This window comes from Roseomonas nitratireducens (genome assembly GCF_017813355.1).
GTDB classification, from domain to species: Bacteria; Pseudomonadota; Alphaproteobacteria; order Acetobacterales; family Acetobacteraceae; genus Neoroseomonas; species Neoroseomonas nitratireducens.
Genome location: NZ_JAGIYZ010000057.1, coordinates 1 through 1,272 on the forward strand (window position 1 = coordinate 1; position 1,272 = coordinate 1,272).

General features: G+C 77.5%; 2 protein-coding genes. Both read right to left on the reverse strand.

Annotated features, from left to right (window positions below; translation table 11 throughout):
• Positions 1-808 (reverse strand): hypothetical protein (locus J5Y09_RS24145; RefSeq protein WP_209354406.1); only part of this gene is annotated, 808 nt, incomplete at its 3' end.
• Positions 805-1,272, reverse strand: a 468-nt coding sequence (locus J5Y09_RS24150) for a DUF2135 domain-containing protein (RefSeq protein ID WP_209354407.1), incomplete at its 5' end; no start/stop codon positions are given. The genes J5Y09_RS24150 and J5Y09_RS24145, both read right to left, overlap by 4 nt.

Here is a 1,272-nt window from a genome sequence, read left to right on the forward strand (position 1 = left end):
GCGGCAGGGGCAGCGGCTCTTCGGGCCGGGGCGGCTCGGGCGGCGGGTCCGGCTGGCGCGGCGGCGGGGGCGGCGGCTCGGGCGCGCGGGGCAGCGGGCAGGCAAGGCGCCGGCGGCCGAGTTCCTCCTCAAGCCGCGCGAGTTCGGTGCGCAGATCGCGCTCGCCGCGCTCCGCCTCCACCAGCCGGTCGAGCGCGGCGATCCCGCCCGGGGCCGCGACGCATTGCGCCTGCGGGGGTTCGAGGAACCGCCAGGCAAGCAGCGGGGCGAGCAGCCCCGCGAGCAGCGCCAGCAGGGCGAGCGCGAGAAGGCTCGCGATCCACACCCCCCAGGGGCGGCGCGGCGGCGGCTGCCAGGGCACGCCGTCGTCGAAGCGCGCGAGCAGCCCGAGCGGCCCCGGCGCGGCGGCGCCGACATGGCCCCAGCCGGCCAGCACCGGCCGCCCATCCACCGCGAAGACCAGGTCGAAGGACGGGATTTCCGCGATCGCGGGCCAGAGCCGGGCCAGCGCGCCGCCGCCTTCCGCCGCCTGCCGCTCCGCCTCCCGCCGCAGGTCGGACAGGATGCGCCCGGCCTCGGCCGTCAGCGCGGCGCGCGACGCGGCGTCGAGATCCGCGTAGCGGGACATGCGCGACCCCGGCGCCGCCCAGGCGATGCCGGACGGGTCGGGCGAAGGGGCCGCGAACAGCGCGGCATGCGCCGGGGAAAGCCGCGCCGCCTCCGCCTGGAGCGTGCCGAAGGCCTCCGCGGGCGAGACCGGCAGCAGCCAACGCAGATCCTGCGGGCGGGTCTGGGCGAGCGGCATCATGGCACGGTGAACTCACCCACCACCTGCTCCCGCACGCCTTCGCGCGCGGTGCCGGTGATGACGCGGTCGGGCTGGCCTTCCCGCCGGATCGTCACGCGATAGGGCGTGTTCGGCCCGTCCCGCCGGTCGAAATAGTCGACCACGATGCGATAGGTGCCGGGCGCGGGATCCTGGTCGAAGACCACGTTCTCGATCGGGTTGCGCGTGGCCGGCCCGCCCTGGGCGTTCTGGTCGATGTCGAGCGACCCGCCGCAATTCTGCCGGGTGCGGAAGTCGATGCGCCGCCCGTTCGGGCAGACCACCGCGAGGTCGAGGTCGTTCCGGTCGTCCCAGGCCAGGATGACCTGGGTGCGGCCGCGCCGCGCGCCCTGCCGGTCGGCGCGGTCGAGATCCGCGTTGCGCGGCTGCTCGGCCGGCGGCTGCGGCGGGGGCTGTGGCGGCGGCTGGCGGGGCGGCTCGGGCGG